Below are 24085 nucleotides of genomic sequence, written 5' to 3'. Positions count from 1 at the left end.
TCAGGTGCGGGTGGCGAGCGTCGCCGACAACCGGGTCCTGACCTGCTCGGCCAAGGTCTTCGCCAGCCTGATTTCCGCATCCCGGCCTGCCCGGATGTTGGCAAAGCGCTGCGGGAAGCGGTCATAGCTCGTCGTGGATGTTGCTGTGCCCTGGGTGATCACCGTGCTGCCGTCAAGGCTGGTCAGCGTGTAGGTGAGCGTGCCGCCGACGATTACGGAGCTTGCCGTTCCGATCTGCGAGTCGACAACCGGGCTCGACTGGCTCTGGCTGAGAGCCAGATTCAGCCGATAGCGCTTGGGCGTGTCGGAGCCCGATCCATTGAGAGCATAGATCAGCTCGCTGCGCAGGTAGTGACCCGTGTTTGCCAGGGCTCCAGGCCATTTCCTCTCGGGCACCTCGATGGAGGCGAGCTCCGTCTGCAGCGACCGGCCCGAAGCTGTCGGACCGTGGAGAGGGCGGAAGCAGGCGGACAGGCTCAGGGTGAGGCCTGCCGCGAGAGCGACGCGGGCGAAGCCCTTGAGGTTAAACGACGACATTCACGATCCTCTGGGGAACGACGATGATCTTGCGGGCCGGTTTGCCTTCCATAGCCTTCTGCACGCCATCAAGCGAGAGCACGGCTGCCTCGATGGTAGCCTGATCGGCGTCCCGGGCAACCGTCACGTCGGCCCGCTTCTTGCCGTTGACCTGGACCGGCAAGGTGACCGTGTCCTCGACCAGGAGCGAGCGATCGACTGCAGGCCAGGCTGCGTCCGTCACGAGGCCCGACTGGCCCAGGGCTTCCCAGCACTCCTCCGCCAGATGCGGCATCATGGGAGCGAGCAGCTGCACGAAGATGCGCCCGGCCTCGGCAAAGGCCGCGCCCATGCCAGGCTCGTCGGTGATCTTGGCCTGGTTCGCCAGATCCTGCAGGCTGTTGGCGAGCTCGTAGAGATGGGCAACGCAGCGGTTGAAGCGCAGGCGCTCCACATCCTCCTCGACGGCGGCAAGCGCCTTATGCGCGGCCTTGCGCACGGCGGTGCCGATAGTGCCGTCCGCGGCGGCACCATCGCCGCCGCCCATGCGATCCGCGATCTCGCCGACGAGGCGCCACACCCGCTGCACGAAGCGGCCGGCGCCCTGCACGCCTTCTTCGGTCCAGATCACGTCGCGCTCAGGCGGCGAGTCGGAGAGCATGAACCAGCGGGCGGTGTCGGCGCCATAAGAACCGATGATCTCGTCCGGATCGACCGTGTTCTTCTTCGACTTCGACATCTTCTCGATCGAGCCGATCTCGATCGGCGCGCCGCTCTCCACATGGAAGGCCTTGCGCACATTGCCGTCGGTCTCGAAGCGCACGTCGGAGGGCAGCACCCAGGCGCCGCTCCCGTCCTTGTAGGTCTCGTGCACCACCATGCCCTGCGTGAACAGGCCGGCAAACGGCTCGTCCATTCCGGCATGGCCCGTCGCCTTCATGGCGCGGGTGAAGAAGCGCGAATAGAGCAGGTGCAGGATCGCGTGCTCGATGCCGCCGATATACTGGTCCACCGGCAGCCAGGCATCGACCGTAGCGCGGTCGGTGGGCTGATCCGTCAGGGTCGGGTCGGTGAAGCGGGCGAAGTACCAGGACGAATCGACAAACGTGTCCATGGTGTCCGTCTCGCGGCGCGCCTTGCCGCCGCAGCTCGGGCAGCTCACATGCTTCCAGGTGGGGTGGCGGTCGAGGGGGTTGCCTGGTACGTCGAAGGAGACGTCCTCCGGCAGCACCACGGGCAGCTGGTCCTTGGGCACCGGCACGACGCCGCAAGTCTCGCAATGAATGACCGGGATCGGGCAGCCCCAGTAGCGCTGGCGCGAGATGCCCCAGTCGCGCAGGCGGAAGTTCACCTTGCGCTCGGCGACCGGCTGGTTGCCCCGGGTCTGGCCTTCCAGGCGGCGGGCAACCTCTTCCTTCGCTTCCGGAATGCTCATGCCATCCAGGAAGCGGGAATTGATCATCCGGCCTTCGCCGTCATAGGCCACGTCGGTGACCACGAAGGAGGCTGGGTCCTGGTCCGGCGGGCAGACCACCGGCGTGTTGCCGAGACCGTACTTGTTGACGAAATCCAGGTCGCGCTGGTCATGCGCCGGGCAGCCGAAGATGGCGCCGGTGCCGTATTCCATCAAGATGAAGTTCGCCACGTAAACCGGCAGGGTCCAGTTCGGATCGAACGGGTGCTCGGCCCTGACGCCGGTGTCGAAGCCCAGCTTCTCGGCTTTGTCGATGGCTTCCTGGGCCGTGCCGACGCGCTTGCACTCCTCGATGAAGGCGGCAAGCTCCGGGTTCTTCTCGGCCGCGGCCCTGGCCAGGGGGTGGTCAGGCGCAACCGCCATGAACTTGGCGCCGAAAAGCGTATCGGGCCGCGTGGTGTAGATCTGCAGCTCGGTCTCGCCGTTCGGCACGGTCTCGGGCTTCAGCGCAAAGCGCACCAGCAGGCCTTCCGAGCGGCCGATCCAGTTGCGCTGCATCAGGCGCACCTTTTCGGGCCAGCGGTCGAGGGTGTCGAGCCTGCTGTTCAGATCCTCGGCGAAATCCGTGATCTTCAAAAACCATTGGGTCAGCTCGCGCTGCTCGACCAGGGCGCCGGAGCGCCAGCCGCGCCCGTCGATCACCTGCTCGTTGGCGAGCACCGTGTGGTCCACCGGGTCCCAGTTCACCTTGGCGGTCTTGCGGTCGACGAGACCGGCCTCGAGGAAGTCCAGGAACATGCGCTGCTGGTGCCGGTAATAGCTCGGATCGCAGGTGGCGATCTCGCGGCTCCAATCGATGGCCAATCCCATGCTCTGCAGCTGGCCGCGCATGGATCTGATGTTGGCGTAGGTCCATTCCTTGGGATGGACCTTGTTCTGCATGGCGGCGTTCTCCGCCGGCATGCCGAAGGCGTCCCAGCCCATGGGGTGGAGCACGTTGAAGCCCTTGGCCCGCTTGTAGCGCGCCACCACGTCGCCCATGGTGTAGTTGCGCACGTGGCCCATATGGATGCGCCCCGACGGATAGGGAAACATCTCGAGCACGTAGTATTTCGGACGCGGGTCGTCGTTATGGGTCTTGAACAGGTCGCGGTCGTTCCAGACCTGCCGCCATTTCAGCTCGGCTTCCTTGGCGTTGTAGCGCTCGGGCCTCATTTTTCTCAAGTATCCGTCGTTTGAAAGATTCAAGCGGCTTGCGCCGCCACGTTGCGGCGGACTAGGACACAGCTCTCCCGCGCGGTCAACGGTTTCGCGTGTGGGAGGCGGTCAAGATTTGCCCCGGTGTCATCCCGGGCGGCTCGGACGGGCCGGGGAGCGGGTCCATGGCGGTGTGCCGGACCGTGGATCCCCTTCCCCTCCGATGGCATAGGGCCATCTCCGGCGGGATGACACGAGTGAGAGAGGACACCATGAGCGAGAACGATGCGGTCGAAGGCTTGAGGCAGGTGCGGGAGAGCATCGCGCGCGCGGCCTCCGATTATGACCGGGATCCCTCAGGCATTACGCTCGTGGCCGTGTCGAAAACGTTTCCAGCAGAAGCCATCGAGCCTGTGCTCGCCGCAGGCCAGCGGGTGTTCGGCGAGAACTACGTGCAGGAGGCCAAGGCCAAGTGGCTTAGCCTTCGCGAGCGCTACGAAGGAGTCGAACTCCACATGATCGGCCCGCTCCAGTCCAACAAGGCCCGTGAGGCGGTGGAGCTCTTCGACGTGATCCACACCCTCGACCGGCCCTCGTTAGCGGAGGCGCTCGCCAAGGAGATCGCCCGGCAGGGCAGGACGCCGCGCCTGCTGGTCCAGGTGAACACCGGCGAGGAGCCGCAGAAGGGTGGGGTGATCCCCACCGAGGTCGACGCTTTCCTCGAGGCCTGCCGCAGCAAGCACGGCCTCACGATCGAAGGCCTCATGTGCATCCCCCCGGCCGAGGACCCACCGTCGCCCCATTTCGCGCTCCTCAACACCGTCGCCAAGCGGCATGGCCTCAAGGTGCTTTCCATGGGCATGAGCGCCGATTTCGACGCGGCCATCCAGCTCGGCGCCACCCATGTGCGGGTGGGCAGCGCGATCTTTGGGAGTCGCGCGAAGGCTCAAGCCTGAACGGGAGAGGCGAAAAGGACTGTTCGGCTCTGAATCGTGGAGGCTTGCGCCTCCTCCAGAAGCCAATCGCGGAAAGCCAGCACGATAGGAGTGTTGTGCTCCGGCTCCGGTTGAACGAAGTGATAGGTATCCCCGGACACCATCGCCTCCGGGCAAGGCCGAATGAGACGTCGGAGGGCAAGATCGTCCTCGACCATCGCCAGATCGGCCATGGCAATTCCTCGTCCTGTTTCTGCGGCACGTAGGGAAAGATCGAGCGTAGCGAATACCTCGCCGCGGTTAGTATCGAAGAAGCCACCGCTCCAATCTGATGCCCAGCGGTGCCAATCACCTGGGTTCGGCGGTTGAAACTGACAATGGAGGATTTGCAAGGTATCGAAGTCACTGGCTTGCCTCGGAGGCCGGTGTCTCTCCAAAAAATCTGGAGAGCAGACCGGTGTCAGCTGTTCGGTCAGAATGGGGGTGAGACACGCATCAGGCCATGAGGAGCGGCCATAGGTGATGCCGACATCGTACCCCTGATCCTTAGGCTCGAAGTTGTACCAGGCGAGATTCACCTCGATCCGCCATTCCGGATGGCGAGCCTCGAATCGAGAGAGTCTTGGCACGAGCCAGCGGATGCCAAAGGTTGACGCAACGTGGATCCTCAGCCGCTCAGACGGTTGCGCGAGGTGCTCTACACCACTTGAGATGAGATCGAGTGCCGCGCGCAAGGTCGAGGCCGGGGCCTGACCTTTCGGAGTAAGCACGAGAGCGCGGTGAACCCGCCGAAACAGGAGAATACCAAGCTCCTCTTCGAGCAGCCGGATCTGCCGGCTGACGGCGCTCTGGGTTACATGAAGCTCGCCCGCAGCCCGCTCCATGCCGCCCAGGCGAGCCACGGCCTCAAATGTTCGCAGGGCATTCAGGGAGGGGAGGCGAGGCATGATCTCACATGACTTTTTCTCAAGACACCCTGAAGGATATACCGTTTGAAGCCACTGTAAATATGAGAAGAATAGGCGACCTCCCATGACAGGAGGTCAAGCATGGTCCATCTCATCCTGCGGGACGTGTTCGTTTCCCGCCTGCGTAATATCCGCCAATCCTGGATCGCTCATGCCCAGATGCGGCATCTGCGGGATGAGTTGGAGCGACTCCAGTCCCTTGGGGATCATCTCATCCGCGACATCGGGCTCGATCCCGACCACGTCCGGCAGTGGTTAGGAGAAGACCTGCAGGAGGAACACCCTATGGCCGATCCTCCCATCGGAGAACCTGCCGTCACGGCCTGTCGTGCGGCTCGACATCATCCCCCAGACTCGCGGATTGAGGGGGACTCTCCATGGAGATGCGCTGATCCCGATGTTGCCTGATCTTTAGGGCACGGCTGAACTATGCGCCCTATTTCAAATTCCGCAAGGCTGGCGTGAGCCAGAACGCGACCAGCATTGCACCGTTGAGCGCAGCGCTGGCCAGGAATACCAGCCCCATGCCCGCTTGTTCCGACAGGAGGCCCGCAGCCACGATGGCAAACGGCATGGCGAGCTTGAAGAGAGAGCCCGTCATGCCCGTTACGCGCCCGATCACAGGTGTGGGCGTGGTCTCCTGGCGCAGCGTCCAAGTCATCACGTTGTAGATCATCCCGAAGAAGGCGTCACAGGCGAGAATGGCGGTGAGCGTTACCGGGTGCGACGCGAGGCTGGCGGCGGCGTAGCACAAGGTCACGAAACCAAGCCCCAGGAGGCAGGCTCCGCCCATGGTGAACCGTTGGCGGACCCGCGGCGCCAGCAGGGCGCCGGTAACACCGATACCGCCGGCAACGGAGAACATGAGGCCGATCTGGGCTCCGGACAATCCAGCCGCCTGGGGCTTCTGAAGCATGGTGATGCTGAACATGCCTGCGGCGGAATTGGTCACGATCACCACCAGGGTCAGCAGCCATAGGGGGCGATTGGCCTGCAAAGCCTCCCATCCCTCGGCGATCCGAACGCCGAGGCGCTCACCCGGATTTTTCACGGCATGGGGCAGCTTGAGCCGGAGAACGGCTGCGAAACCGAGAAGGGCCACGATGGCCGCGGCCCAGAGGCTCGCCGAAGGCGATGGGAGCATCAGTAGGAGACCGGCGAGCGCCGGTCCCAGCATCTGAAACGCTTGGCCGATGGAAGAGAGCGCGGCCGTTGCCGGTCCGAGGTCCTCCTGTCGCAGAGCCATCTTCAAGGCCACGGTCTGCGCGTTGTAGTAGGCATAGATGGCGGTGCTCAGGAAAAAGATCAGAGGATAGGTGAGGGCCGGTTGGACATTGTCCTGCTGGAAGGCCAGCGCCAGGCCGCACAGGCAGGCGGCTTGTGCGGCCAAAGCGAGGACGAGCCAACTTTTCTTGTCCGCCTGATCGACGATGGCACCGATGACGAACGCGAGAAGAAGATTGGGCAAAAGACCCAGCCCGCGAACCAGATTCATTTCGATGGTCGATGCGGTGGCCTGATACACGAGGAGCGGCAAAGCGATGAAAACGATCTGCTGCTCGAGACCGACGCCGATTGCAGGCACAAAGAGGTTCCAGAACGGCTGCTGACGCCAGATCGACGGCGCTGCAACCTCAACCACAGCACCAGACATCTCCAACCCCTATGATCCGCACCCACAGGCACAGATATAACATTTTATAAACTAGGGGCCAGCCTTCGCAGGCGCGTTGCATTCGCGTCTCATCCCGGTTAAGCATACCGGATCGATTCACGTTCGAACCAGGGAGGGCTGCATGACTGAGGCGATGCATCTGCGCATGTTCGGCCCCTGGCATGCCCTGCAGCAGTTTGTTGCAGGGCCGACCATCGAACGGATCTGACGGTCTCCTAAAACCGCCTCCATCTCATTCTGGTCAGCTCTGAACGGCTTTCCGCGCCAGGCTCCGCAAGGAGCCGGCGCGTCTGACACGTTCCAGACTTTTACGCGCTTTGATGGCTTCAGGCCCAGGCGCGCTGCACCAGAGATCCCATCCATGACTTCCCTCAGCCTTCGCAATGTCGGCGTCGTTGCCCATACGCCCTTGTTCCAAAACCTGAACCTCGTGATCGGCGAGGGTGACCGCCTCGGCCTCGTGGCGGCCAACGGCGCCGGAAAATCGACCCTTCTGAAATGCCTTGCGGGTCTCGCCGAGCCAACCCACGGCGACATCATCCGCTCGCGCGGCCTGCGCATCGCTCTCGTGGAGCAGGACGTGCCGGCGCACCTGCTCGATCTGTCCTTCCACGGTGTCCTGCATCAGGCGCTTGCGCCCGAAGAGCGTGCGAGCCAGGAATGGCGCGTGGACATGGTGCTCGACGAGTTCCAGACCCCAGCCGATCTTCGCGTCCTGCCGATCTCCGCGCTCAGCGGCGGCTGGCAGCGCCTGGCGCTCATCGCCCGGGCCTGGATCACCGAGCCCGACATCCTGCTGCTGGACGAGCCCACGAACCACCTCGATCTGGAAAAGCTCTTCCGGCTGGAGGCGTGGATCAGCAATGCGTCCTACACGGCGCCCATCGTGGTGGCGAGCCACGACCGCGATTTTCTCGATGCCTGTACGAACAAGACCCTGTTCCTGCGGCCTGAGGAGTCCATCTCGTTCGCGCATCCCTATCGGCGCGCCCGCGTGCTGTTGGAGGAACATGACGCGGCAGCCCTCGCGCAGCGCGACAGGACCCTGCGCGAGGTCAAGCGCCTGCGCCAGAGTGCCTCGACGCTGCGCAATGTCGGCATCAACGGCGGCAGCGACGCCGCGCAGGTGAAATCCGCGCAGATCAAGCGCCGCGCCGATGCGTTGGAGCAAAACGCCCGGTCCGTGCACAAGGAGCGGGCCGGCGAGATCCGGCTCGGCAATCGCGGCACCCATGCGCGGGTGCTGGTGGCATTGGAGAACGTCACTGTGCAGGCGCCGGACGGGCGAAAGCTCTTTGCCATCCCCAAGCTCGAAGTCGCGCAGGGGGAGCGCATCGTGGTGCTGGGCCGCAACGGCGCGGGCAAGTCGCAGCTCGTGCGCCTGCTGCACCGGGCGATGCGTGAGCCGGATGGCTTGCCCGGCATCCGGGTGAGCCCAAGCCTTGCGCTCGGCTATGTGGATCAGGGCATGCAGCAATTGCCAAGCGGAAGCACCGCGCACGATTTCATCCTGTCGCGGTTCCGCCTCGGCGATCAGCGCAGCCGCGCGGTACTGGCCGAAGCAGGCTTTTCCATCGAGCGGCAGACGCTGCCCATCGCCAAACTGTCGCCGGGCCAGAAGGCGCGGCTCGGCCTGCTGGCGCTGCGCCTGTCCGAGCCGAATTTCTATCTCATGGACGAGCCCACCAACCACGTGGACATTCCCGGACGCGAGCAGCTCGAAACGGAAATCCTCGATGCGGAAGCCACCTGCATCGTGGTGTCCCACGACCGAAGCTTCGTGACCACCATCGGCACCCGCTTCCTGCTCATCGACAAGGGCAGGATGCGCGAGATCGAAGAGCCCGGGACGTTCTACGATACTGTGCTTGGATAATCCGGGACTGCCGAGCAAAATGTGTCATGGCCGGGTTGATCCCGGCCATGACGGCGGGGCGTTGCCCGCGAGCTCGATCCGATCTTCTCACCCGAGTCTTCGAAGCACAGCCCGTGCCATCACGTCGGCGCTGCCGGGAGCGAATTCGAGATAGAGATACGGATCGATCAGCTCCAGCTCCATCAATATGAACCCACCGGGCCGCGCGAGCCCGTCGACGCGGGCGTAAAGCGGTGCCTGCGGCAGATGATCGATGTAAGCCTGAGCCGTGCCGATCACGTCCCGGCTCACCTCCACGCGCTCATAGGTGATGCCGAATTGCGGATTCGCCCGCCATTCTCCGGGTTTGAGAACGCGGCGGACCGCATGGGAGAAGATGCCGTCGATGAAGGTAAGAGTCGTCTCCCCGAGAGCGCCGATATCCTCCTGGAACTCCTGGAGCAGCCACTCGCCGTTCAATTCCAGGCTGCTGGGCCAACGGGCGCGATCAGCCCATTCCAGCTTGTGGATGCCATGCCCGTTCTGGCTCGATACCGGCTTGAGAACCGCAGCCTGCCAGCCCTGCCGTCCCATGTCCCGCTCGATGGTCTGGCGGCTTGCCTCCGGAAGGTGGAGCGTCTTGGGCACGGCAAGCCCTGCCGCCGCCAGTTCCAGCAGATAGGTCTTGCGGAAATTCCAGCGCAGGAGGTCGGGCTCGTTGAGCAGCTTTGCGCCCCTGGCTCCGAGCGCATCGATCCAGCCGAGGAAACGCTCCGGATCGTCGTAGTAGTCCCAGCAGCACAGGGGCAGCACCGCATCGGCGGCTGCGAACGTATCCAGCGGCGCCGTCTTCCAGGGCAGATAGGCCGCTTCCATGCCGTGCGCCCTCAAGGCTTTCAGCAAAGCCTCAAGGCTCGGTGTGGGATGGGGGTACTCGGAGCAGGTAGCGATCAGGATGGTCATCAACCCACGATCTCGATCTGCGTGTGCGGCCCGATCCGCTCCAGCAGGCGCCGGATCATGGGCTTTTCCACCACCACGCAGCCATCCGTCGGGGTCAGGCCTTTGCGGCCGAGGTGAAGGAAGAAGGCGCTGCCGCGGCCCTTCACGATGGGGCCCCGGTTCCAGGCGATGTCGATCACCACGTCGTAGAGATGGTCGTCCCGCCACATGGCCTCATGGCGCGTGGAGCAGGGCAGGGTGATGAGGCAGTTGTAGCGGTGGTCGCTGGGGTCGTCCGACCAGCCGTCGGTCCGCCGGATCGGGCGAAGCTTCAGGCCCGTGCGGGGCCGCGGGTCGCGATCGGCCCGGTAGAAGGCCTCCAGCAGCTTGAACCTCCCGACCGGCGCGGCCCCATCGCCTTCGCGCTTGGCGTGACTCGTGCCGGAGCGGCCGAGGGCGCAGGGAATGACGAGGTTTCCGGCGACGATCCGCCCCCGCCTGTGATCGACCGGAGAGCGATAGACGCGGATAACATTGACGCGAGAAGGTTTCATCGGCAGTGGAAGGGACCAGGGTCCCTCTTGTTGTCAAGCTGGGAATGACTACTCTTATGCATGGGCATGATCCAAGGTTCAAGGCTTGGGCTCAGGGCTCGCGCCGGCGAAAAGGCCGGCGCCGATTTTGTCGATCGGGATCGTGCGCAGCGCAAAAAGGCGGACGAACCGGCTGCAGGTTGCGTGGCTTCGCTTTTTCGAGCGCTGCTCTACGCTTAATGCCGTCCATCGTGTTGAAGGGTTCAAGATGTCGAATGCCAGCCGCCTTCTCGTCGTCGATGACGATCAGGACCTGCGCGACACCCTTGCGGAGCAGCTCGGCCTTTATGACGAGTTCCAGATCGCCACGGCCGAAACCGCCACGGCCGCCATCGACGCGGTCAAGGGCGACCGGATCGATCTGGCCATCATGGATGTGGGCCTGCCCGACATGGATGGGCGCGACGCCGTGAAGGTCATGCGCCAGAACGGCTTTCGCAGCCCGATCATCATGCTGACCGCTCAGGGCTCCGAGACCGATACGGTGATGGGCCTGGAGGCAGGCGCCAACGACTACGTGGTCAAGCCCTTCAAGTTCGCCGTGCTGCTCGCCCGCATCCGGGCGCAGCTGCGCCAGTACGAGGCGAGCGAGGATGCGGTGTTCCAGATCGGCCCCTACATCTTCCGCCCGGGCTCGAAGCTGCTCACCACCGACAAGGGCTCCAAGCTCAAGCTCACCGAGAAGGAGACGGCGATCCTGCGCTATCTCTACCGGGCCGGCCAGGCGGTGGTGGGGCGCGACACCCTGCTGACCGAGGTCTGGGGCTACAATTCCAACGTGACCACCCACACCCTGGAAACCCACATCTACCGCCTGCGCCAGAAGATCGAATCCGATCCCTCCAATGCCTCCATCCTGGTCACCGAGCCCGGCGGCTACAAGCTGATCCCTTAAAAGCCATGGCGCTTGACGACGACATCGCCACTTTAAGCCATGCGCCCCTGTTCTGCCTGCTGGAGCGGGATGCGCTGCGCCTTGTCGCCTTCGCGTCCGAGAACCGGATGCTGCGCGAGGGCGACGTCCTGTTCCGCAAGGGCGACCGGTCCGATGGAGGCTATGTGGTCAGCCGCGGGGCCATCGCGCTCGATGCCGCCGATGACGGCTCGCCTGCCGCCTTCATCGCAGAACCGGGAGCCTTGATCGGGCATGCGGCGCTGTTCGCCCGCATCGAACGACACGCCACCGCCACCGCCCGCGAGCCTTCCACGGTCATCCGCGTGAGCCCGAGCCTCATGCGCCGCGTGCTGCAGGAGTTCCCCGATGCCGCCGCGGCCATGCAGGACGCCATGGCCGAGGAGCTCGCCCGCTTGACGCAAGGGCTTGAAGGGGTGCGCCAGCAGCTCATCGCCATCGACGGCGAGAGCGCCCCGGCTGTGCCGCCGGATGAGGACGACCACGCCTGAAGCGTTTTTCGCAGGCGGCATCCCGGGCCGCGTGTTCCGTACCTGGGCTTAGGATTTCCGGCCGAACAGCGGGATGGTGATGGCGCAGATCACCCCGGACGGATCGAATTCGATCGTCACGGCTCCGCCCAGCTCCTGAGCAAGGCCACGCTCGATCAGGCGGGTGCCGAACCCGCGCTTGGATGGCGCTTTGACGGGCGGTCCGCCGTTTTCATCCCACCGCAATGACAACGTCTTGCCGTCAGGGGCGATGTCCCACGAGATCGAGATCCAGCCGGAGGGGACCGAGAGCGCGCCGTATTTGAGCGCGTTGGTCAAGAGCTCGTGGACCGCCATGGACAAGGGCAGCACCTGCTGCGGGGGCAGCTTGATGGCGGGGCCTGAAATGGCGAAGCGCTGCAGGTCAACGCTCTCGAAAGGCGAGATCGCCTGGTGCACGATGGTGCGCAGTTCGGCGCTGTCCCAGCTTTCCTGGGTCAGGACGTCATGAACGCGCGAGAGCGCTATCAGCCGGTTCTCGATCCGCTCATGGGCATGCTCGACCGTCTGGGAATGCTTGAGGGACTGGAACGCGATCGACTGGACGGTGGCCAGGGTGTTCTTCACCCGATGGTTCAGCTCGTTGATCAGAAGGCCCTGGTGATCGAGGGCGCGTTTGTGCTCCGTGATGTCGATGGCCTCGCTGAAGATCCCGATCACCCGACCCTGAGCGTCCTTCATGGGCTGGTAGATGAAATCCAGGAAGCGCTCCTCCGGTGAACCGTCCGGTTCACGGGCCAGGAGAACCCGTTGGGCGCGGCCGATATAGGGCTGGCCGGTCCGATAAACCTGATCCCGCAGATCGAGAAGGCCTTGATCCCTGACCTCCGGCAGCGCCTCCCGGATCGGACGGCCGATGAGATCCCTGTGCTCGCCCACGAACCGGCGGTAGGTATCGTTGGCCATCTCCAGCACGTGGTCCGGCCCGCGCACCACGCTCATCATGCTCGGCATCTGCCGGAACAGGGCGTGAAGGTATTCACGCTCGGCCCTGAGCTCCGCAAGCGTCTCGTCGAGTTCCAGCTGGGAGGCGATCAGCTCGGCAAACAGCTCCAGGCTCTTCAAGATCTTGGGATCGGACAGCTTCGCGGGCTTCGGGTCGAGAGCGCAGATGGTGCCGAAGACCTCGCCGGACCTCAGGATGATCGGAACCGCGATATAGCTCTCGAAGCCATACATCTTAGGCGTCGGATGGGTGCAGTAGACCGCATCCTCGCTGGCCTTGTCGAACACGATGGGCGTGCCGGAGGCCCGGATCTCCGAGCAGAAGGTGGTTGCGACCTCAAGCTCGCCGCCGACCGGAAGGCCGAAGCCGATCCGGTCGAGCACTGCGCAGGCGGTCCATGAGGTCTCCGTCACCCGGGCAACGGCCGCAAAGCCCAGGCCCGTGCTTTCCACGAGGATGTTCAGGATGGACGACACCGCATCGATGCGGCCGATCGCCTGGATGTCCGCGGCGATCGCGCTGTTATGGGCTGCGCCCCCTGGGCTGCAAGCCTCGGCATTCCCTTGTGTCATGCCGGAAACATAGCAGGGTTTTTCGCATGTAGAACACCCACTTTGCTCATTTTGCGCCGAAGCGGAGCACGGTTCTTCACGCAGGACCAAAGATGAGTGAAGGTTAGCCGGCGCTCAGGATGCCAGGATTTCTTCGATGAGCCGCACCACGTCTGCCGCCTCCTCGAAGGTGGCGAGCCGGTGGGCTCGGCCTTCCAGAAGCTTTGCGAGTTCCGCGATCTGCCCGGCATCCGCCCGCACCGGTGCGATGTCGCCGCTCTCATGGGTCAGGCGATACCATTCGCTCATGACGGCTGCGCTCTTGGAGCCTTTGACCTCGAAGCGGTTGAACTCCTCCTCGGTGCCTGCCACGGCGCCGTCGATGGTCAGGGTCGCCGCTGGGAACCGCAGCACGGCATGAACCCGTGTTTCCGTTCCCGTTTCTCCGCGCTCGACGGAGCATTCGGTCAGCTGTCCCGAGCCGAAGAGGCGCTGGGCCAGGAACATGAAGTGGGAGACCACCTCCCGCGTGAAGCCGCCTTGCTCGGGCCCTGCAAGCCATGTGGTCGCGCCCTGCTGCCACCCTCTGGGCCATTGCCGAAAGCGCAGGGTCAGATGGGCCGAGAGGTTGTCGCCGAGCGCTCCGGTCTCGACCAGTTCCTTGAGGCGAAGGGCGGCCGGTGCCGTCGCGAACGGAAAATTGACGGCAGCCGGGATGCCGGCCTGGGCAACGGCATCGACGCAGGCTCGGGCCGACTCCGGCGTTGCGGCGAGAGGCTTCTCGCAGAAGACAGCCTTGCCGGCGCCGGCAACGACCCTGACGATCGCCTCATGGGTGAGAGGAGGCGTCGCCACATAGACGCATTGGACCAATGGATTGCCGACGAGTTCATCGACGCTGCTGGCCATCGGGATCGTCGTTTCCGATGCGGCTGGATCATGTGCCGCAACGATCCTGAAGGCGGGGTTCGCCTTGAAGCTTTCTGCAAGCCGTCGGCCCATTGTGCCGAGCCCGACGATACCGATGCCGTACATGAGGAGAAATCCGCGCAGGTGACAGGGAGGGATGGAAGTGCTGCCTATAGCTCCAGCACCGCCGTGACGGGCACGTGGTCGGAGGGCCGCTCCCAGCCGCGGGTCTCGCGGGTAATGTCGATGGAGCGCAAGCTGTCCTTCATGGTGTTCGACAGCCAGATGTGATCGAGCCTGCGGCCCTTGTTGGCCTGGGCCCAGTCGGTCGAGCGGTAGCTCCACCAGGAATAGATCTTTTCCGGCTCGGGCCTCAGGTGGCGCATGGCGTCGATCCACTCGGCCTCCTGGCGCAGCTCCTCCAAGGCCTGGGTTTCCACCGGCGTGTGGCTCACCACGTCGAGAAGCTGCTTGTGGCTCCACACGTCGTGCTCGAGGGGAGCCACATTGAGGTCGCCCACCAGAATCGAGGGCCCCGAGGTGGGCTTCGCGCGGCTGCCCCAGGCGCGCATCTCGGCCATGAAGTCGAGCTTGTGGCGGAATTTCTCGTTGAGGTCGGGATCGGCGATGTCGCCGCCGGCCGGTACGTAGAAATTATGGATCGTGAGCCCTGCCGCAGCCTTGGCCTCCCGGCTCAAGGTCACGAAGATGTGGCGGGCGTCCTGGCGGCCGCACATCTCCATCACGCCGGTTTCAGAGAACGGATAGCGGGACAGGATCGCGACCCCATTATAGCCCTTCTGGCCCATATGGACCACGAACGGATAGCCGAAGGCCTGCAGCTCCTTCAGAGGCAGCTTGTCGTTCGGGCACTTGGTTTCCTGCAGGCAGAGGATGTCGGGGCGCCGCTCCCTGAGGAAGCGGCCCACCTGGTCGATGCGCAGGCGAACGGAATTGATGTTCCATGTCGAGACGGTCAGTTGCACGGGGTGTGGCCCTTCGGACGATGTTCACCGGCTACGACAGTTTTGGGCCGGAGGGAAGGGCGAGGTGTCATGCCGGACGGCCGCAGGCCGGGAACGGGATCCATGGCGCTGAGCGTGTGGCTGGCGTCCCTTCCCCTTCGCTGCTCTGCGGCCGGGAACGACACCGATCGCGCCATCTGGCGGCTTGGGAGCGGCCACAGCTTCCTTACCGGTTGTTGCCGGCGCCGATGATGGCCTCGTACTGGATCTTGAACAGGTCCTGATCGATCCGGCGGCCCCGCTCCATCTTGCCCAGCACCACGACGGTCTGGAATCCCTGCGCATCGACGATGCGCCACTGGTTCAAGCTTTCCACCTGTGGGTCGAAGTACAGGGTGATCCGGGAGGTTCCGCCGAGCGTCGAGGAGTCCTCCAGGTTGATGCGCACCGAATCCCCGTCATGGGTGATGCCGGTGATCTTGATGTCCTGGCCGAGATTGACCCGCTCGCGCAGCAGGAACTTCAGCGGTGTCTGGGAGATCGAGTAGAGATCCTGGGTGGCGAGCTTCCGGTCGCGTACGGCCACCGAGCGGCCGTCGGCGATCACCTGGAGGGTGGCGGGGGGATCGTATTCGAACCGCACCTTGCCCGGCCGCTGAAGATAAAGGGTGCCGCCCTGCCTGCGCCCGTCGCCGCCCACTTGGGTGAAATCGGCCACCAGGGTGCTGAGATTGGTGAAATAGGCATTGGCCCGCTCGACGATGGCGGCGTTTGGCAGCGGCTGCACCAGCGCCACCGGCTCAGCGGAAGCCGTGACGATGGGCTTGGGCGCAATCGCGATGGGTTCCGGCTCCGGCGCCTCGGCCAAGGCCGGCCGGGACGGCGGCAGCGGCGCCGTTGCGGCCAGAACCTGCTCCGCATTCACGGGCCTTGTCATGTCCACGCGGGTGGGTTGAGTGATGGAGGCAGGTGCTGCCGCCGGCCGACGGAAGGAGGCGGTCGGCAGGGGCGCCGCCGAGAGGTTGAAGCCCTGTGCCGCCGATGCTGCGGTCGCAGGCGCAGCCGGACTGGCCGAGGGCAGCATGAGTTCGATCGGCAGCGTCGTCTGGGCCGAAGCCGGCACGGCACCCGCCAGCGCGGACAGGGCCGCGATCAGGCCGGCAAGATGGACAGGACGCATCCGACGAATCTCCTTCGGAACCTATAGTGGACGCTGCTTGGCCATTGCACATGGCTCAACAATGACGCAGGGCAGCGGCCAAGGTTCCGATCGTGAGACCTTAATCCTCTCCCATGCCGGGCGCTTCAAGCAGAATCTCGCGTTTGCCGGCGTGGTTGGCAGGTCCCACGATGCCTTCGTTCTCCATGCGCTCCATGAGCGAGGCGGCCCGGTTGTAGCCGATCTGCAGGCGCCGCTGGATGTAGCTCGTCGAAGCCTTCTTGTCCCGCAGCACCACGGCCACCGCCTGGTCGTACAGATCCCCGCCCGGTGCGCCGAACTCGCCCTGGTCGAAGACCGGTGTGTCCGAGCCTGCACCGCCGCCGTCGTCCTCATCGGCCGTCACGGCCTCCAGATACTGCGGACGGCCCTGGCGCTTGAGGTGGGCCACCACCTTCTCGACTTCCTCGTCGGAGCAGAAGGGTCCGTGCACGCGGGTGATGCGCCCGCCGCCGGCCATGTACAGCATGTCGCCTTGGCCCAGGAGCTGCTCGGCGCCCATCTCGCCCAGGATCGTGCGGCTGTCGATCTTGGAGGTGACCTGGAACGAGATGCGGGTGGGGAAGTTCGCCTTGATGGTGCCGGTGATCACGTCCACGCTGGGCCGCTGGGTTGCCAGGATCACGTGAATGCCGGCGGCTCTGGCCATCTGGGCCAGGCGCTGGATGGCGCCCTCGATCTCCTTGCCGGCCACCATCATCAGGTCGGCCATCTCGTCCACGATCACAACGATGTAGGGCAAGGGATCGAGATCCATCACCTCATCCTCGTAGACCGCTTCGCCCGTCTCGCGGTCGAACCCTGTCTGCACCGTGCGGGTGATGGTCTCGCCGCGGGCTTTAGCCTCGACGACGCGGGCGTTGAAGCCGTCGATGTTGCGCACCCCGAGCTTCGACATCTTGCGGTAGCGGTCCTCCATTTCCCGCACCGCCCATTTGAGCGCCACCACGGCCTTCTTGGGGTCGGTGACCACCGGGGTGAGGAGATGCGGGATGCCGTCGTAGACGGACAGCTCCAGCATCTTGGGGTCCACCATGATCAGGCGGCACTCGGCGGGCGAGAGCCGGTAGACCAGCGACAGGATCATGGTGTTGATCGCCACCGACTTGCCGGAGCCGGTGGTGCCGGCCACCAGGAGGTGCGGCATGCGGGCAAGATCCGCGATCACCGGCTCGCCGCCGATGGTCTTGCCGAGGCAGAGCGCCAGCTTCTGCTTGGAGGTTTCGAAGTCCTGCGAGGCGAGAAGCTCGCGCAGGAACACGGTCTCGCGCTTGTGGTTGGGCAGCTCGATGCCGATGGCGTTGCGGCCCTGCACCACCGCCACGCGGGCCGAGACCGCGCTCATGGAGCGGGCAATGTCGTCCGCCAGGGAGATGACGCGGGACGACTTCGTCCCTGGCGCCGGCTCAAGCTCGTACAACGTCACAACAGGGCCGGGATTGACCTTGGTGATGGCGCCCCTGACCCCGAAATCCTCCAGGGTGCCTTCGAGCAGGTTGGCGTTCTGCTCCAGGGCCTCGGCCGAAACCAGAGGGGCTGCGGGCCGCTTCGGCTCGGCGAGCAGGTTGAGCTGGGGCAGCTGGTAGTTCGCCTCGTCGAGGAGAGAGGGCTGCGCCTCCCGGGCCATGCGCTTGCCGGGCTTCGGAGCCGCCGGCACCGGCGCGACGCGGGTGGGAGCAGGCTCGAGCCGTGCCGCCGGAGCGGGAACGTCATCCTCGTCCCAGGGCGCGTCGTCCTCGTCATGCATCGGCACGGAAGCCGGTGCGGGCCTGCGTGCGGGAGCCCCGTCGAGAACAGGCTCGCGCCGCATCGCGCCGGGCTGGCGGGCCGAGCGCTTGGCCGGAGCGGGCACGGTCTCGAATTCGTCGTCTGGAGCGGAGCGACGGCCCTCGCTCCAGCGCCGGGCGCTCGCCCGCAGGCTCATAACACCATGGGCCAGGGCACCCAGGGACACGATGCCCCAGCCCGGCTCGTCGTGGCCGGCATCCTCCGTCTCGTCCCAGTCCTGGATCTTGCGGCGCCTGACGGGCTGATCCTCCTCTGGATCCTCCGGCTCCTCGTGGTGCCTCTCATCCGCCGCGCCGAGGCCGCAGGCAGCGCTGAGGCTCAGGATGGCCAAGGCGGCGAACAGGAAGCCCAGAACCGCGCTGGCCGAGCCGCTGGACAGGCCCGTCACCGCCTTGGCGCCGGCCAGGATCGCATCGCCGACCACGCCGCCAAGGCCCGTGGGCAAGGGCCAGCTTTGCGTGGGCGGCAGGGCGCTCGCCAGTGCGGTCGCCGCGCCCGAGCCGATGACCCACAGCGCGAGGCGCAGCTGCATGCGGCCGAGCTCGCCGGTTTTCATGAGGCGCCAGCCCCAGAGCGCCAAAGGCATAACGGCCGCAATGGCGCCCAAGCCCAGAAGCTGCATGAGCAGATCGGCCACGATGGCGCCGGGCCAACCGAGAAGATTGCGCACGGGCAGATCGGTGGCGTTGTTGAGGCTGGGGTCGTCGACGGCCCAGGTCGACAGGGCCACGGCGACCGCTCCGGCGAGGGCGATCAGGCACAGGCCTGTCAGCTCCTGCGCCCGCCGGGCGAGGAAACCGCGGAAGGCGCTGAAAAGGCCATCATAGGCGGAAGAAGAACGGCGGGCCGTACGCATCAAACCACTCTGAAAACAGTGGACGGGACAATGTTGCCAAGGATGCTAGCGCTGCCGGGTTAAGGGTCCTTTAACCCTAAACGCATCGTGCGGAAAAAGTGGCCCTGGCTCTCAGTCCGGGGCCTGGGAGGCGTTTTGCGCGGTTGACCTTCCGCCTTCAAGGGACCAGTGTCCCGGCCATGACCCGCATGGCCTCCAGGACCGGTTGGACGCGCGCCGCCATCGTGGCGGCGATGGTCTATGCGTTCGTCCTGCAGATGCTGCTCCTGCCCATCGGCGGCGCGCTTCATGCGGCAACGCTCGCAGGCGCGCAGGGAATCCTCTGCATACAGGACGGCTCCTCTTCGTCCGACCCTTCACCCGCCAAAGCCCATGACGGCCTGTGCTGCCTCGCGGGCTGTCACGGCTCGGGGCCGGCAGAGCCGCCGGGCTCCACCGCTCTCGAGCGCCTCGAACCCGTAGCCCTTGTCGCCGGAACCCCCGGCGGCTCATCGGTCCTGCGCGTTACGTCCAGCGTCCTGCCCCTGGGGTCCCGCGCGCCGCCGCGCCTCGGCTGATTGCTCCACAACGATCATCCGAAACCACAGGACGTCTCCCATGACTTCGTCACGCCTCGGCGCGCTTGGCGCCGCCTTTATCGCATTCTCGTCGCCCGCCTTCGCTCACGTCTCCTTCGAGAACGGGCAGACCGCGCCGGATTCCACCTACAAGGCTACCCTACGCATCCCGCATGGATGCGAGGGCAAGCCGACCCTCAAGGTCCGGGTGCGGATCCCGGAGGGCATCGTGGCCGTCAAGCCCATGCCGAAAGCCGGCTGGAAGCTGGAAACCGCCAAGGGGGCCTATGTCAGGGCTTATCAGGTTCATGGCGAAGCCGTATCGGAAGGTGTGACCGATATCGTGTGGTCCGGGTCTCTCGACGATGGCCATTACGACGAGTTCGTGTTCCAGGCCCGCTTCACCGACACCTACCAGCACGGCGCGACGGTGTATTTTCCCGTGGTGCAGGAATGCGAGGGCGCCGTCGAGGAATGGAGCCAGGTGCCTGCTGCCGGCGAGGATCCGCACAGCCTGAAATCGCCTGCACCGGGCGTGAGGATCGTGGCCGCAGCCAACGCGGCACCGGCGCAGAAATCGGGCGCGCTCAACCTGGAGCAGCCCTGGTCGAGGGCGACGCCGGGCGGCGCCAAGGTCGGCGGCGGCTACCTGCGCATCACCAACACCGGCACGGCGCCCGACCGCTTGATCGGCGGGTCGTTTGCGCTCGCCGGCAAGGTCGAGGTGCATGAGATGCGCCTCGAGGGCGACGTCATGCGCATGAAGCCGGTGGAAGGCGGGCTCGAGATCAGGCCGGGCACCACCGTCGAGCTGAAGCCCGGGGGCTTCCATCTCATGTTCGTGGACCTGAAGGAGCCCCTGAAGGAGGGCCAGACCGTCAAGGGCACCCTCCAGTTCGAGAAGGCCGGAGCCGTCGAGGTGGACTACGCGGTGCGCGGCATCGGCGCCTCGGCGCCGGCCGAGCATAAGCATTAAGGCAGGAGATTTGCCATGACGTTCAAGCGCCTTCTCATACCGCTCCTGGTCTTCGCCATTGCGGCCCTGACCCTGCTGACCACCCTTCTGCTGATCCTGCCCGACGCGCAGCAGAGCGCCGGCAAGGTGCCGATCGGCGGGCCGTTCCGGCTCACGAGCCAGGAGGGCAAACCATTCACGGACGAGAACCTGAAGGGTAAGCCCTTCGTGGTGTTCTTCGGCTTCACCCATTGCCCGGAGGTCTGCCCGACCACCCTCTACGACCTCACCCAGGACATGGCGGCTTTAGGCAAGGACGCGGAAAACCTGCAGGCCGCCTTCATAACCGTGGACCCGACGCGGGACACGCCCGAGCTGATGAAAACCTACCTGTCCTCCTTCGATCCGCGCATCGTCGGTCTCACCGGAACGGAAGAGGAGGTCGCCGCGGCGGCCAAGGCCTACAAGATCTACTACCGCAAGGTCCCGACGGAAGGCTCGGACTACACCATGGACCACTCGGCCACCCTGTTCCTGATGGACAGCAAGGGCGAGTTCTACGGCACGTCCAACTTCCAGGAGCCGGAGGAGACCCGGCGCGGGAAGCTGCGGCAGCTTGTGAAGAACGGGTGATATCGTCCTCACTGTCATTCCGGAGCCGCGTCGCGGAGCCCGGAATCCATAAACACAAGATCTGTCGAGTAGGCGCGCCCAAAGCCGCTTTATTCTATCCTGTAGCGTTAGCGGTTATGGATTCCGGGCTCTCGCTAACGCCCGCCCCGGAATGACAGTCAGTATCTGAGAACAAGAAAAGCCCCGGCGTATGACCGGGGCTTTTCCGTTCGAGCCTCTGGAAGACTTCGCTGCCGCATCGCCCGCTGGGCAATGCGGATAACCTTTTAGTAGCTGTAGGCGCGCTCGCCGTGGTCGGCGAGGTCGAGGCCTTCGCGCTCGGCGTCCTGGGTCACCCGCAGGCCAACCACCAGATCGACGAGCTTGAAGAGCGCCACGGAGCCGATGCCGGTCCACACCAGCGTCACCGCCACGGCGATGATCTGGGTCCAGACCTGGCCGCCGATGCTGTACTCGCCGACGCCGTAGCCGCCGAGCGACGGGGCCGCCACGATGCCGGTGCCGATGGCGCCGAGGATGCCGCCCACGCCGTGGATGCCGAACACATCGAGGGCATCGTCATAGCCGAGAGCGTTCTTCACGCCGGTGACCGCAAAGTAGCAGACCGCGCCGGCAACGAGGCCCAGCACGATGGAGCCCATGGGGCCCGCAAGGCCGGCCGCCGGGGTGATGGCCACAAGTCCGGCGACCGCGCCCGAGGCGATGCCCAGCAGCGAGGCCTTGCCTTTGCTCATGGCCTCGACGGTCATCCAGGAGAGACCGGCCGCGGCGGGGGCCACAATGGTGTTGAGGAGCGCGAGCGCGGCGCCGCCCGTGGCCTCCAGGTTCGAGCCCGCATTGAAGCCGAACCAGCCGACCCACAGGAGGCAGGCGCCCACGAAGGTCAGCGTCAGCGAATGCGGAGCCATCAGGTCGCGGCCGTAGCCGATGCGTTTGCCCACCAGCAGGGCGCCCACGAGACCGGCGACGCCCGAGTTGATGTGCACTACGGTGCCGCCCGCGAAGTCGAGAGCGCCGAGGCCGAAGAGATAGCCTTCCGAGAACCACACCATATGGGCGATCGGCAGGTAGACGAAGGTCACCCACAGGCCCGTGAACAGCATCACGGCGGAGAACTTGATGCGCTCGGCGAAGGCGCCGACGATCAGGGCCGGCGTGAGAGCCGCGAAGGTGAGCTGGAAGGCGATGAAGGTGAATTCAGGAATGGCGACGCCCTTGGTGAAGGTGTCGGCGGTGGAATCCGTGGTCACGCCGGCGAGAAACGCTTTTCCGAAGCCGCCGACGATGGCGCCGAGCGCGCCTTCGCCGCCGGACGTGAAGGCGACCGAGTAGCCGTAGAACACCCACAGGATGGCCACGAGGCTGAACACCGCGAAAACCTGCATGAGCACGGACAGCATGTTCTTGGTGCGCACGAGGCCGCCATAGAACAGGGCCAGCCCCGGGATCGTCATGAGGATCACGAGAATCGTCGAGACGAGCATCCAGCCGGTGTCGCCCTTGTTGACGGTGGGGGCTGCGGCGGCGTCCTGCGCGAGGGCGGGATCGAAGGCGGCGAGGCTTAAGCCCAGCGCCAGCGCGCCAAGCGCCGGCAGAAGAAGAGGACGAAACGTCATCGGAAGTGAACTCCGGAAATGAGCAAAGAAATTGGGATCAGAGGGCGTCGGCATCGGTTTCGCCCGTGCGGATGCGAACGGCTTTTTCAAGCGACATGACGAAGATCTTGCCGTCGCCGATCTGGCCCGTCCGGGCCGATGCGGTGATCGCGTCGATCACCTGCGGCACCAGCTCGGTGGCGACCGCCACTTCGATCTTCAGCTTCGGCAGGAAGCTCACGGCATATTCGGCGCCGCGATAGATCTCCGTATGACCCTTCTGCCGTCCGTAGCCCTTCACCTCAGTCACGGTAAGGCCGTGCACGCCGAGAGTGGTGAGCGCATCGCGCACCTCCTCCAGCTTGAACGGCTTGATGACCGCCATCACGATTTTCATGGGTCAGGCCCCCTTTGAGACGTCTGCCCGAAAGATCGGGCGACGGTTTCCACGTGAACCCGACCTCTGGACGGGTGTCGTGGGGCCTTTACGCAAGAAACATGCCAAGCTTTGCGGCGCATAGGGACGGGGATGCTGCCTCTTTGATAGGCAGCATTAGCTGGGCTATAATTGTGCCTGGATGCCTACTTATTGAGCAGAAGGGTTCAGGCTCTCCGCTCGCGGATGAGCCCTTCCTGAGCGACGGACGCGACGAGAGTGCCGTCCTGCTTGAAAATGAGGCCGCGGGACAGGCCGCGGGCACCGCCGGCGCTCGGCGTGTCCTGCGCGTAGAGCAGCCACTCGTCGGCCCGGAAGGGCCGGTGGAACCACATGGCGTGGTCCAGGCTGGCCGGCTGGATCTCAGGCTCGAACACCGTCCGGCCATGGGGGATCAGGGACGTGTCGAGGAGCGTCATGTCGGAGGCGTAGGCGAGCACGCATTGATGAATGGCCGGATCGTCCGGCAGGCGCCCGGTGGTCTTGATCCACACGTGGAAGCGCGGCTCGCCCGGCTCGCGCGACATGTAGCGATTGAGTTCCACGGGCCGGATCTCCAGCGGGCGCTCGCGCTCGTAATAGGTGCGCATGGGCTCCGGCATCTTGAGGATCAGGCCGCCTTTTACCTCCTCCTCGCTGGGAAGCTCATCGGGGCCAGGCACCTTCGGCATCTCGGCTTGATGCGAGAAGCCCTCTTCCTCCAGATGGAACGAGGCCGACATGGAGAAGATCGCCTGCCCGTGCTGGATCGCCAGCACGCGCCGGGTGGTGAAGCTCCGGCCGTCGCGAAGGCGGTCCACCTCGTAGATGATCGGGACCTTGGGATCGCCGGGCAGCATGAAATAGCAATGAAGCGAGTGGGGATGGCGCCCGTCCACCGTGCGGGTGGCGGCCACCAGCGCTTGCCCGATCACCTGACCGCCGAACACCCGCTGCCATCCGCTCTTCGGGCTTTGCCCGCGAAACAGGTTCACCTCGAGCCGTTCGAGGTCGAGGATGGAGAGCAGGTCGGTGACGGCGCGGGACATGGGCCTCGGAATCCTTTGATCAGATCGTGCCATCCATCGGCGAGCGGGTCAGGAACGTCAAGCTTGACGCTGGCGAATGGATCGCTGACACCCACCTATAACGTTTGAG

General features: G+C 65.0%; 22 protein-coding genes. 8 read left to right on the top strand and 14 right to left on the bottom strand.

What is annotated here, in order from left to right; all coding sequences use genetic code 11:
- Window positions 1-537 (bottom strand): LPS assembly lipoprotein LptE, encoded by a 537-nt coding sequence (locus tag JKG68_RS06180; protein ID WP_202057007.1) that lies wholly within the window; start codon window positions 535-537, stop codon window positions 1-3.
- A complete protein-coding gene (gene leuS, locus JKG68_RS06175; RefSeq protein ID WP_202057005.1) occupies window positions 524-3145 on the bottom strand; it encodes a leucine--tRNA ligase in 2622 nt (873 codons plus the stop codon). Before leuS ends, JKG68_RS06180 begins: the two co-directional genes overlap by 14 nt.
- Before the next feature lie 254 nt (window positions 3146-3399).
- Between leuS and JKG68_RS06170 the strand changes: the two genes are divergently transcribed.
- Complete coding sequence (locus JKG68_RS06170; RefSeq protein ID WP_202057003.1) at window positions 3400-4083, top strand: YggS family pyridoxal phosphate-dependent enzyme; 684 nt, start codon at window positions 3400-3402, stop codon at window positions 4081-4083.
- Here JKG68_RS06170 and JKG68_RS06165 read toward each other — a convergent pair.
- The gene (locus JKG68_RS06165) at window positions 4074-5009 is read right to left on the bottom strand and encodes a LysR substrate-binding domain-containing protein (RefSeq protein ID WP_202057001.1); all 936 of its coding nucleotides are present in this window, start codon (window positions 5007-5009) and stop codon (window positions 4074-4076) included. The genes JKG68_RS06170 and JKG68_RS06165 overlap by 10 nt on opposite strands.
- A 102-nt stretch (window positions 5010-5111) precedes the next feature.
- On the opposite strand from JKG68_RS06165, the gene JKG68_RS06160 reads away from it, so the two are divergent.
- On the top strand, window positions 5112-5438 hold the full coding sequence (locus tag JKG68_RS06160; protein ID WP_202056995.1) for a hypothetical protein: 327 nt from the start codon (window positions 5112-5114) through the stop codon (window positions 5436-5438).
- A gap of 28 nt (window positions 5439-5466) precedes the next feature.
- Here the strand turns inward: JKG68_RS06160 and JKG68_RS06155 are convergent, their stop codons facing one another.
- Window positions 5467-6684, bottom strand: coding sequence for an MFS transporter (locus JKG68_RS06155; RefSeq protein WP_202056993.1), 1218 nt, complete (start codon window positions 6682-6684; stop codon window positions 5467-5469).
- A 382-nt stretch (window positions 6685-7066) separates the two neighbouring features.
- Between JKG68_RS06155 and JKG68_RS06150 the strand changes: the two genes are divergently transcribed.
- Window positions 7067-8581, top strand: a complete 1515-nt coding sequence (locus JKG68_RS06150; protein ID WP_202056991.1) for an ABC-F family ATP-binding cassette domain-containing protein — start codon at window positions 7067-7069, stop codon at window positions 8579-8581.
- A gap of 87 nt (window positions 8582-8668) precedes the next feature.
- Here the strand turns inward: JKG68_RS06150 and JKG68_RS06145 are convergent, their stop codons facing one another.
- On the bottom strand, window positions 8669-9523 hold the full coding sequence (locus JKG68_RS06145; protein ID WP_202056989.1) for an ATP-grasp domain-containing protein: 855 nt from the start codon (window positions 9521-9523) through the stop codon (window positions 8669-8671).
- Window positions 9523-10056 carry a L,D-transpeptidase family protein gene (locus tag JKG68_RS06140; protein ID WP_202056987.1) on the bottom strand — a complete coding sequence of 178 codons (534 nt, stop codon included), beginning with the start codon at window positions 10054-10056 and terminating at the stop codon, window positions 9523-9525. Before JKG68_RS06140 ends, JKG68_RS06145 begins: the two co-directional genes overlap by 1 nt.
- Before the next feature lie 247 nt (window positions 10057-10303).
- Between JKG68_RS06140 and JKG68_RS06135 the strand changes: the two genes are divergently transcribed.
- Both JKG68_RS06135 and JKG68_RS06130 read left to right on the top strand, forming a co-directional pair.
- Window positions 10304-10990, top strand: a complete 687-nt coding sequence (locus tag JKG68_RS06135) for a response regulator transcription factor (protein WP_202056981.1) — start codon at window positions 10304-10306, stop codon at window positions 10988-10990.
- Between the two features lie 5 nt (window positions 10991-10995).
- On the top strand, window positions 10996-11499 hold the full coding sequence (locus tag JKG68_RS06130) for a cyclic nucleotide-binding domain-containing protein (protein ID WP_202056974.1): 504 nt from the start codon (window positions 10996-10998) through the stop codon (window positions 11497-11499).
- Between the two features lie 48 nt (window positions 11500-11547).
- On the opposite strand, the gene JKG68_RS06125 is transcribed toward JKG68_RS06130, so the two are convergent.
- The 5 genes from JKG68_RS06125 to JKG68_RS06105 form a co-directional block, all read right to left on the bottom strand.
- Entirely contained in the window at window positions 11548-13056 is a 1509-nt protein-coding gene (locus tag JKG68_RS06125) for an HWE histidine kinase domain-containing protein (RefSeq protein WP_202056972.1), read from the bottom strand.
- A 114-nt stretch (window positions 13057-13170) separates the two neighbouring features.
- The gene (locus JKG68_RS06120) at window positions 13171-14070 is read right to left on the bottom strand and encodes a Gfo/Idh/MocA family protein (protein ID WP_202056970.1); all 900 of its coding nucleotides are present in this window, start codon (window positions 14068-14070) and stop codon (window positions 13171-13173) included.
- A gap of 44 nt (window positions 14071-14114) precedes the next feature.
- Window positions 14115-14930, bottom strand: a complete 816-nt coding sequence (gene xth / locus JKG68_RS06115) for an exodeoxyribonuclease III (protein ID WP_202056969.1) — start codon at window positions 14928-14930, stop codon at window positions 14115-14117.
- Between the two features lie 205 nt (window positions 14931-15135).
- Complete coding sequence (locus tag JKG68_RS06110) at window positions 15136-16089, bottom strand: outer-membrane lipoprotein carrier protein LolA (protein WP_202056968.1); 954 nt, start codon at window positions 16087-16089, stop codon at window positions 15136-15138.
- Between the two features lie 100 nt (window positions 16090-16189).
- Window positions 16190-18772, bottom strand: coding sequence for a DNA translocase FtsK (locus tag JKG68_RS06105; protein WP_202056967.1), 2583 nt, complete (start codon window positions 18770-18772; stop codon window positions 16190-16192).
- A 179-nt stretch (window positions 18773-18951) separates the two neighbouring features.
- Here JKG68_RS06105 and JKG68_RS06100 point away from each other — a divergent pair, with 179 nt between their 5' ends.
- Genes JKG68_RS06100 through JKG68_RS06090 form a run of 3 tightly spaced genes read left to right on the top strand, consistent with a single transcriptional unit; the run spans window position 18952 to window position 20917 of the window.
- The gene (locus JKG68_RS06100; protein ID WP_202056966.1) at window positions 18952-19329 is read left to right on the top strand and encodes a hypothetical protein; all 378 of its coding nucleotides are present in this window, start codon (window positions 18952-18954) and stop codon (window positions 19327-19329) included.
- 40 nt (window positions 19330-19369) lie between these two features.
- Window positions 19370-20305: a DUF1775 domain-containing protein gene (locus JKG68_RS06095; RefSeq protein ID WP_202056964.1), complete on the top strand. Its 936-nt coding sequence runs from the start codon at window positions 19370-19372 to the stop codon at window positions 20303-20305.
- 15 nt (window positions 20306-20320) lie between these two features.
- Window positions 20321-20917, top strand: coding sequence for an SCO family protein (locus tag JKG68_RS06090; RefSeq protein ID WP_202056962.1), 597 nt, complete (start codon window positions 20321-20323; stop codon window positions 20915-20917).
- 266 nt (window positions 20918-21183) lie between these two features.
- Here the strand turns inward: JKG68_RS06090 and JKG68_RS06085 are convergent, their stop codons facing one another.
- From JKG68_RS06085 to tesB, 3 genes are all read right to left on the bottom strand, one after another.
- Window positions 21184-22533: an ammonium transporter gene (locus JKG68_RS06085; RefSeq protein WP_246515132.1), complete on the bottom strand. Its 1350-nt coding sequence runs from the start codon at window positions 22531-22533 to the stop codon at window positions 21184-21186.
- A 37-nt stretch (window positions 22534-22570) separates the two neighbouring features.
- Window positions 22571-22909 carry a P-II family nitrogen regulator gene (locus tag JKG68_RS06080; RefSeq protein WP_202056960.1) on the bottom strand — a complete coding sequence of 113 codons (339 nt, stop codon included), beginning with the start codon at window positions 22907-22909 and terminating at the stop codon, window positions 22571-22573.
- 206 nt (window positions 22910-23115) lie between these two features.
- Window positions 23116-23976: an acyl-CoA thioesterase II gene (gene tesB / locus JKG68_RS06075; protein ID WP_202056958.1), complete on the bottom strand. Its 861-nt coding sequence runs from the start codon at window positions 23974-23976 to the stop codon at window positions 23116-23118.
- Between the last annotated feature and the right edge of the window lie 109 nt (window positions 23977-24085).

This window comes from Microvirga aerilata (genome assembly GCF_016743775.1).
In the GTDB taxonomy this organism is placed as follows: Bacteria; Pseudomonadota; Alphaproteobacteria; order Rhizobiales; family Beijerinckiaceae; genus Microvirga; species Microvirga aerilata.
Note: the sequence above shows the minus strand (reverse complement) of the source record. Positions and strands in the feature narration are given on the sequence as shown.